The sequence below is a fragment of the Candidatus Frankia alpina genome (assembly GCF_902806485.1).
GTDB lineage: Bacteria > Actinomycetota > Actinomycetes > Frankiales > Frankiaceae > Frankia > Frankia alpina.
Genome location: NZ_CADCWT010000239.1, coordinates 1 through 6,822 on the forward strand (window position 1 = coordinate 1; position 6,822 = coordinate 6,822).

Genomic DNA, 6,822 nt, shown 5'->3' on the forward strand with positions numbered 1-6,822 from the left:
CACACCAACACCACATTGATGTCACGCAAAGCGACGAAACGTTACCGGGAAAGGCTCATTGCCTGGACGAATTCGACGCTGGCCACCACGGTCTGGGCCCGGTTGTCCTCCAGCATCGTCAGGCCGGCGCCCTGCGCCCCCGGAATCGCCTGCACCGCGAACTCCGCGATCTGGATCAGCGTTTCGCGCAACGGCCGGAGCCCCGTCAACAGCCCCGACAGGCTCGCCGCCAGATCGTCATCGTCCACAGCAGCAGCCCCTAACAGGTCAGCACCGAACTACATCGTCGCGACTCAAACCGTAGACCAGAAAGTGAGGCACGCGCGGCGCCGGACAATGCATCTACGTAACTGTGAGCAATAGCCTTATCTTCACAGGGCGACCGCGGCGCTCCACCTTCCGGGTGGCGGCGAGGGCGTATCGTTAAAGACGCTGAAGTACCAGCCGGCCCGGGTCGGGGATCGCTGCGCGACCACGCCGCACCCCGCGAGCATCACAGCTCACCGCCGGGCACCCCAGTGATCTCCCCGCGGGAGCCACCCATGCCCTCCGAAAACGTGCCCACCCCAGCGCGGGCCCAATCCACTGCGGATCTCGCCGGCCACGACGGCTGGCTGATGCTCGGCACCGGCTGGCCGACGCTGCCCGATGCGTGTGCCGCCACCGGCATGAGCTGAGCGGTATCGCCCTTCCCCCATCCGCCTCCGCGACAAGGACGATGACCGCGACAAGGACGATGGCCGCGGCGGGGATGATGGCCGCGGCGGCGCGGCCGATTGCGGACGTTCTGCGCGATCTCGGCGCCACCGTCGAGGCGGGGCTGACGGCTGGCGAGGCCGGGCGGCGGCAGGCGCGCTACGGCCCGAACGCGGTGTCTTCGCACCGGGCTCGGCCGCTGTCGGTGCTGTGGCACCAGGTGCGTTCCCCGCTGCTCGGGCTGTTGGCGACCGCGGCCGTCGCGTCCTACTTCGTCGGCGAACGCGGCCGTCGCGTCCTACTTCGTCGGCGAACGCGGCGACGCCCTCATCATCGGCGGGATCGTCGGCCTGTCGGTCGGGCTTGGTTTCGTCAACGAGTACCGGGCCGAGCGGGCCGCCGAGGCGCTGCACTCCCAGATCCACCATGAGACCGACGTCATCCGCGGCGGGCGGTGGACCAGGGTGGACGTCACCGAGCTGGTGCCCGGTGACCTGGTCGAGCTGCGGCTGGGCGACATCGTCCCGGCGGACCTCCGGCTGATCGAGGTCACCGGCCTGGAGTGTGACGAGTCCGTCCTGACCGGCGAATCCCTGCCGGTCGAGAAGGACACCGCCGCCGTGCCGGCGGGGACACCGCTGGCGGAGCTGTCCGGGTGCGCGCTGATGGGCACCGTGGTGCACGCCGGCCGCGCCCGCGGGATCGTGGTGGCCACCGGCGCCGACACCGAGTTCGGCCGAATCGCCGCCGGCCTGAGCACCCACCAGCTCGACACCGCCTTCCAGGTCGGGCTGCGCCGATTCTCGATGCTGCTGGCGTATGTCGCCGGCGGGCTGACCACCTCGATCTTCGTGCTGAACGTGGCACTGCACAAGCCGATTATCAATGCGTTGCTGTTCTCGCTGGCGATCGCGGTGGGTATCACCCCGCAGCTGCTGCCCGCCGTGGTGTCCACCAGCCTCGCCGCCGGGTCGCGGCGGATGAGCCGCCGCAAGGTGCTGGTCAAGCGGCTGGTGTGCATCGAGGACCTCGGCGACGTCGATGTGCTGTTCACCGACAAGACCGGCACCCTCACCCAAGGCCGCATCGACTACGCCCGGGCCGTGCCGGCCGGTGACGACGGGCCGGACCGGGTGCTGCGCTGGGGCCTCGTCTGCACCGAGAACGCGGATCTGAACGGCCAGGTCGTCGAGGTCGTCGGCGGGAACGCCCTCGATCAGGCCCTGTGGGAGTCGCCGGCCGCCGCGGTTGAGTGGGCCGCACTCGCCGGCTACAACCGGCTCGCGGTGCTGCCGTTCGACCATGACCGCCGGATGGTCTCCATGCTCGTGCGGGACCCGGCCGGCGAGTTGACCCTGGTCATCAAGGGGGCGCCGGAGAGCGTCCTGGACCGCTGCGTCGAAGTGCCGACCGCGGCCCGGGACGCCCTGGCCGCGGAGTTCGCCGCCGGCAACCGGGTCGTCGCCGTCGCCACCCGCCCGGCCGCCGACACCCGCCCGCCAACCGTCAGCGACGAACACGGCCTACACCTGAGCGGGCTGCTGGTCTTTCTCGACCCGCCCCGACCGGACGCGGCCGACGCGCTGCGCCGGCTGGCCGGCCTGGGTATCGCGGTGAAGGTCGTCACCGGCGACAACCCCGCCGTCGCCGTCAAGGTCTGCCACGACTTCGGCCTCGGCGGCGGCCTCGGCGGCGGCGTCGGTGACGGTCTCGGCGGCGGGGGCGCGCTGACCGGCGTCGACCTCGATGCCCTCGACGACACCCACCTCGCCGAGGCGATCACCACCACCACCGTGTTCGCCCGGGTGAGTCCCGAGCACAAAACACGCATCGTCCGCGTCCAACGCCGAAGTGGCGGTGGGGTCGCCTTCCTCGGCGACGGGGTCAACGACGCGCTCGCCCTGCACGCCGCCGATGTCGGCATCTCGGTCGACTCGGCCACGGACGTCGCCAAGGACGCCGCCGACGTGATCCTGCTGGAAAAGGACCTCGACGTGCTCGCCGACGGTGTCACCGAAGGACGGCGGATCTTCGCCAACACCATCAAGTACGTGCTGATGGGCACGTCCAGCAATTTCGGCAACATGGCGTCCGCCGCCGGCGCGTCGCTGTTCCTGAGCTTCCTGCCGATGCTGCCTTCGCAGATCCTGCTCAACAACCTGTTCTACGACACCGGCCAGCTCGCCATCCCCACCGACACCGTCGACGACGAGCAGCTTCGCCGCCCCTCGCACTGGGACATCGCCTTCATCCGCCGCTTCATGATCTTCTTCGGGCCGCTCAGCTCGGTGTTCGACTTCGTGACCTTCGCCGTCATGCTGTGGGTGTTCCACTCCGGGCCGGCCCAGTTCCGCTCCGGCTGGTTCGTCGAATCTCTCGCCACCCAGACTCTGGTCATTTTCGCGATCAGGACCCGCCGCGTCCCGTTCTTCCGCAGCCACCCCAGCCTGCCCCTGACGCTGGCCGCCCTCGGCGTCGTCACCGTCGGCGCGATCCTTCCCGCCACCCCCTCGGCTTCCGCCCGCTGCCGGGAGCGTTCTTCGCCGCGCTGGCCGGCATGGTCATCGCCTACCTCGTCCTGATCGAATTCGGCAAACGGATCTTCTATCGGGCTCCATCCCCACCATCGCCCACGCGACGCCGTGGTCGCCCAGACCGCCACCTGCGTCGCCGCGCCGCCTACTTCAGCACCGCCGCCGAGTTGACCACCCCGCCGCCCACCCACCGATGACGCCCAATTCGCTGGCTTTTCTGGTCCAGGCAAGCGCGGCGGTGTCGCCCCGTCTGGCGGACGCGGCTGAACGCTGATCTCGGGCATTGTCTACGCTGTGGCCCGCGGCCCAGTGGTGGATCTTCGAGAGTCGGCATAGCCCGACCACGGCGAGTGCGGAGGATCGGATGGGGAGCCTGACCGGGCGGTGGCGGATCGTGGAGATGGACCTGTGGGATCAGGAGGCCATCGACCTCGTCGAGCCCGGGTTCATCGAGTTCGCCGGGGACGGGACCGGCGAGTTCGGGTTCATCGCCGTCCGTGGCTGGATGGACTGGCGTTCCACCGAACGCGACGGCCGACCCCTCGTCGAGTTCAGCTGGGACGGCGACGATGAAGGCGATGAGGCCAGCGGGCGCGGCTGGGCTGCGTTTGGCGAGGACGGCGCGCTCACCGGGCACCTGTTCTTCCACCTGTTTTTCCACCTGGGAGACGACTCGGGCTTCCGTGCGACGCCGTTCACCGGAGCCGACACGCGGGATGGGCGCTGAGCGAGTACCAGTACTACGAGTTCCTCCCGGCAGACCGGCCGCTCGACGCACGTGCGCAGGCCGCCCCGGTCCGCCAGCGCGTCGGTGGCCGGGATCCAGGTGCCGCGCAGCGGACTGTCGGACCGCTCCAGTAGCGTTGGTCGGCTGTCTATCAGGAGGTCGGTCGTGCTGCTGGAGGAGCTCAAGCCAGGACTGCGCGTCGACGGGCTCATCCCCGCCGAGGTCATCACAGTCATTGCCGCGCAATGGCACGGTTCTGACGCGATCGAACTGACCTACAAGACCACCGCCGGCGGCCTCGGCCAGCAGGTCGTGTTCCGCAAGGACCAGGACAAGCTCAGCGTCGCCCAGATGGGCAGCCGCGCCTTCGACGCCAACGCCAGCGACTTCAAGCTCGTGGTTGAGCTCGGAGATCTCCAACCCGGAGGTCGAGAAGAAGAAGGCGCGGCGCAAGCTCGTCCAGCTCGTCGAGGCGCATCCGGAGTCGGCGGCGCAGAAGGCGAAGCTGATCGTCGAGGACTTCCACACGAACATCGCCGGCCGGCTCGGCGGCCGGGCGAAGGCGATGGTCGTCACCGACGGCCGGCAGCAGGCGCTCAACGTGTACCAGGCGATCTGCCGGTACGTCGACGACAAGGGCCTCGCGAACTGCCGCCCGCTGGTCGCGTTCTCCGGTTCGCTGACCGATGAGGAGAGCGGCCACGAGCTCACCGAGTCGAAGATCAACGGCTTCCCGGAAGGCCGGCTCCCGGAACGGCTCGCTTACACGAAGGCCGACGACACCGACGCGGCGGCGGGCAACCAGGAGGAGTATCGGATCCTCGTCGTCGCGGACAAGTACCAGACCGGCTTCGACCAGCCGCTGCTGTGCGCGATGTACGTCGACAAGCCGCTGACCGGCGTCGCCGCGGTCCAGACCCTCTCCCGGCTGAACCGGACCCACCTGTTGAAGTCCCAGGACGACGTCCGGATCGTCGACTTCGTGAACGCGGCCGAGGACATCCAGGCGTCGTTCAAGCCGTGGTATGAGATCACGCTCACCGAGCAGCCCGACGCGAACCTGCTCTACAGCAAGCAGCAGGAGGTGATGACCTTCCAGGTCCTGGACGTCTCCGAGATGGAGGCGTTCATGCGGGTGCTCGGGTCGGCCGGCCCGAACCGGATGCCCAATGCCGCTGAGAAGAAGCTGCACGCCGAGCTGCTCCGCCTGCCTGGCCGGGAGGCCGTCGCCGTCGACATCGGCGACGCGGACCTGTCCCACTACCGGCTCGAGTTCACCGGCCACCACGACGTGTCGCTCTCGCTGGCCGGCGAGCAGGTCGTCCGCGGCCACGCGGCCGACGGCGGCGGCTACGTCGAGCCGGAGGTGGTCCGGCTCGCGGACGTCATCAACGACCTGAACGAGCGCTTCGGCCTGAACCTGGGGACCTCCGACCAGATCCTGCTGTACCCTGCCTGGTCGAGGACCCCCGGATGCAGCAGGTCGCGCTGATGAACGACGAGGCGCGCTTCGGCCAGGTCGCCGACGGCCGGCTCGACGACATCGTCGCGGAGAACGCCGCGAAGAACGAGGACTTCATGAAGCCCTACTTCGACAACCAGGACTTCCAGCAGGCCGTCAAGGAGACCGCCCGCAAGCGCGCCTACCGGATCATCACCGACCCGGCCCGCGACGAGGCCCTGGCCCGCCTCCGCACCGAAATGCTCCGCGAGACCACCTGAAGCACTCGGGCCACGAACCGCACCGGGAGAAGACAACACGGGGGAATGCGTGACTGACCCGTACACGATCACCACCAGCGACCCGCTGGACGACCGGATCCGGCTCGCCGGCCGGTATCGGATCGACGGGCTGCTCGGCAGCGGCGGCATGTCCGAGGTGTCCTACGGCTACGACGAGCGCCTCGACCGCCCGGTCGCGATCAAGCTGCTCCGGCCGCCAGGCAACCCGCCCGGCCAGCCGGGCAGCTCGGAACGGATCGCGTTCGAGGAACAGCAGGCGATCAACGAGAAGCGGTTCCTCCGAGAGATCCGCACCACCGCCAGCCTGGAGTATCCGGGCATTCCCGCGGTCTTCGACACGGGCGTCCACAGTTCCCCGACGGCAGCCGTCGGGTGTGGCTCGTCAACCGGGTGCAGCACCGGACCGACGTCCATCTGGACCGGTGGCTGGAGCCGCCAGTTGGCGACCAGTTCCACCCGGTGGACCTCGTCGGGCTGGCTCGGGTCGGCCACGTGGAGGCGCGCGATCAGCTCGTTCCGAAACTCCGTCTCGACCTTGAGACCGTCCGCTCGGTACGCCGCGATCACCGCATCGACGGCGGCCGGGAAATCCGCGCGTCGGTCCCAGTCGGCGAACAGGTCGACGTCCTCGCTCGGCCGTTGCAGGATCCCGTGGGCCGCGACGGCGTGGCCGCCGGCGAGGGCAAAGCCATAGGGCCCGCCGACCTGTAGCCCGATCCACGCGAGCCGCCGGTGGATCGGCGGGGTCTGGGCTGTCACCTGGTCAGGCCGCGGACGAACGCCCGGTGGTCAGCTCGGGGAACCGGGTCTCCCACCGGCTACGGACCTGCGGCGGCAGGACGAGGTCAGGCCAAAGCCGAACCTAGCGTGCGCCCGTCCAGCCAGTGGGACAGGTCCGCCATCCTGGGCGCCTCCCGCAGCACGGTTTCATACATCCGTGCCAGCCGGCGGGGATTCTCCAGGTCGTACCGAGCGGAACCCGACCAGTCCGACCACCGGTCCAGAACCACCACACCCGCGGTCGGACCATGGAGCTGATCCAGGGAGTCTGCAACTGCGTAGGGACGCACGTCGGCGTACCGCGAACCCGGGGGCAGCCCGCCGGATGGCATACCTGCCATC

At 69.3% G+C, this 6,822-nt stretch carries 9 protein-coding genes; 6 read left to right on the forward strand and 3 right to left on the reverse strand.

Going from position 1 to position 6,822, the window contains the following annotated elements:
• Window positions 1-41: 41 nt before the first annotated feature.
• On the reverse strand, window positions 42-248 hold the full coding sequence (locus tag G6R25_RS19560; protein ID WP_205447263.1) for a hypothetical protein: 207 nt from the start codon (window positions 246-248) through the stop codon (window positions 42-44).
• A 294-nt stretch (window positions 249-542) separates the two neighbouring features.
• Here G6R25_RS19560 and G6R25_RS29075 point away from each other — a divergent pair, with 294 nt between their 5' ends.
• From G6R25_RS29075 to G6R25_RS25455, 6 genes are all read left to right on the forward strand, one after another.
• Entirely contained in the window at window positions 543-677 is a 135-nt protein-coding gene (locus tag G6R25_RS29075) for a hypothetical protein (RefSeq protein WP_268904187.1), read from the forward strand.
• A gap of 41 nt (window positions 678-718) precedes the next feature.
• The gene (locus tag G6R25_RS27935) at window positions 719-1,126 is read left to right on the forward strand and encodes a cation-transporting P-type ATPase (protein WP_235949143.1); all 408 of its coding nucleotides are present in this window, start codon (window positions 719-721) and stop codon (window positions 1,124-1,126) included.
• Window positions 1,038-3,278 carry a magnesium-translocating P-type ATPase gene (gene mgtA, locus G6R25_RS19565; protein ID WP_235949146.1) on the forward strand — a complete coding sequence of 747 codons (2,241 nt, stop codon included), beginning with the start codon at window positions 1,038-1,040 and terminating at the stop codon, window positions 3,276-3,278. The genes G6R25_RS27935 and mgtA overlap by 89 nt, the downstream gene beginning before the upstream one ends.
• A 316-nt stretch (window positions 3,279-3,594) precedes the next feature.
• Window positions 3,595-3,957, forward strand: a complete 363-nt coding sequence (locus G6R25_RS19570) for a hypothetical protein (RefSeq protein WP_163554121.1) — start codon at window positions 3,595-3,597, stop codon at window positions 3,955-3,957.
• 400 nt (window positions 3,958-4,357) lie between these two features.
• Complete coding sequence (locus tag G6R25_RS19580) at window positions 4,358-5,449, forward strand: type I restriction endonuclease subunit R (RefSeq protein ID WP_205447264.1); 1,092 nt, start codon at window positions 4,358-4,360, stop codon at window positions 5,447-5,449.
• On the forward strand, window positions 5,431-5,679 hold the full coding sequence (locus G6R25_RS25455; RefSeq protein WP_205447266.1) for a hypothetical protein: 249 nt from the start codon (window positions 5,431-5,433) through the stop codon (window positions 5,677-5,679). The genes G6R25_RS19580 and G6R25_RS25455 overlap by 19 nt, the downstream gene beginning before the upstream one ends.
• A gap of 168 nt (window positions 5,680-5,847) precedes the next feature.
• On the opposite strand, the gene G6R25_RS19585 is transcribed toward G6R25_RS25455, so the two are convergent.
• Together G6R25_RS19585 and G6R25_RS25460 are read right to left on the reverse strand one after the other, a co-directional pair.
• Window positions 5,848-6,459 (reverse strand): nucleotidyl transferase AbiEii/AbiGii toxin family protein, encoded by a 612-nt coding sequence (locus G6R25_RS19585; RefSeq protein ID WP_205447267.1) that lies wholly within the window; start codon window positions 6,457-6,459, stop codon window positions 5,848-5,850.
• 86 nt (window positions 6,460-6,545) lie between these two features.
• Window positions 6,546-6,822, reverse strand: a 277-nt coding sequence (locus tag G6R25_RS25460; RefSeq protein WP_205447268.1) for a hypothetical protein, incomplete at its 5' end; no start/stop codon positions are given.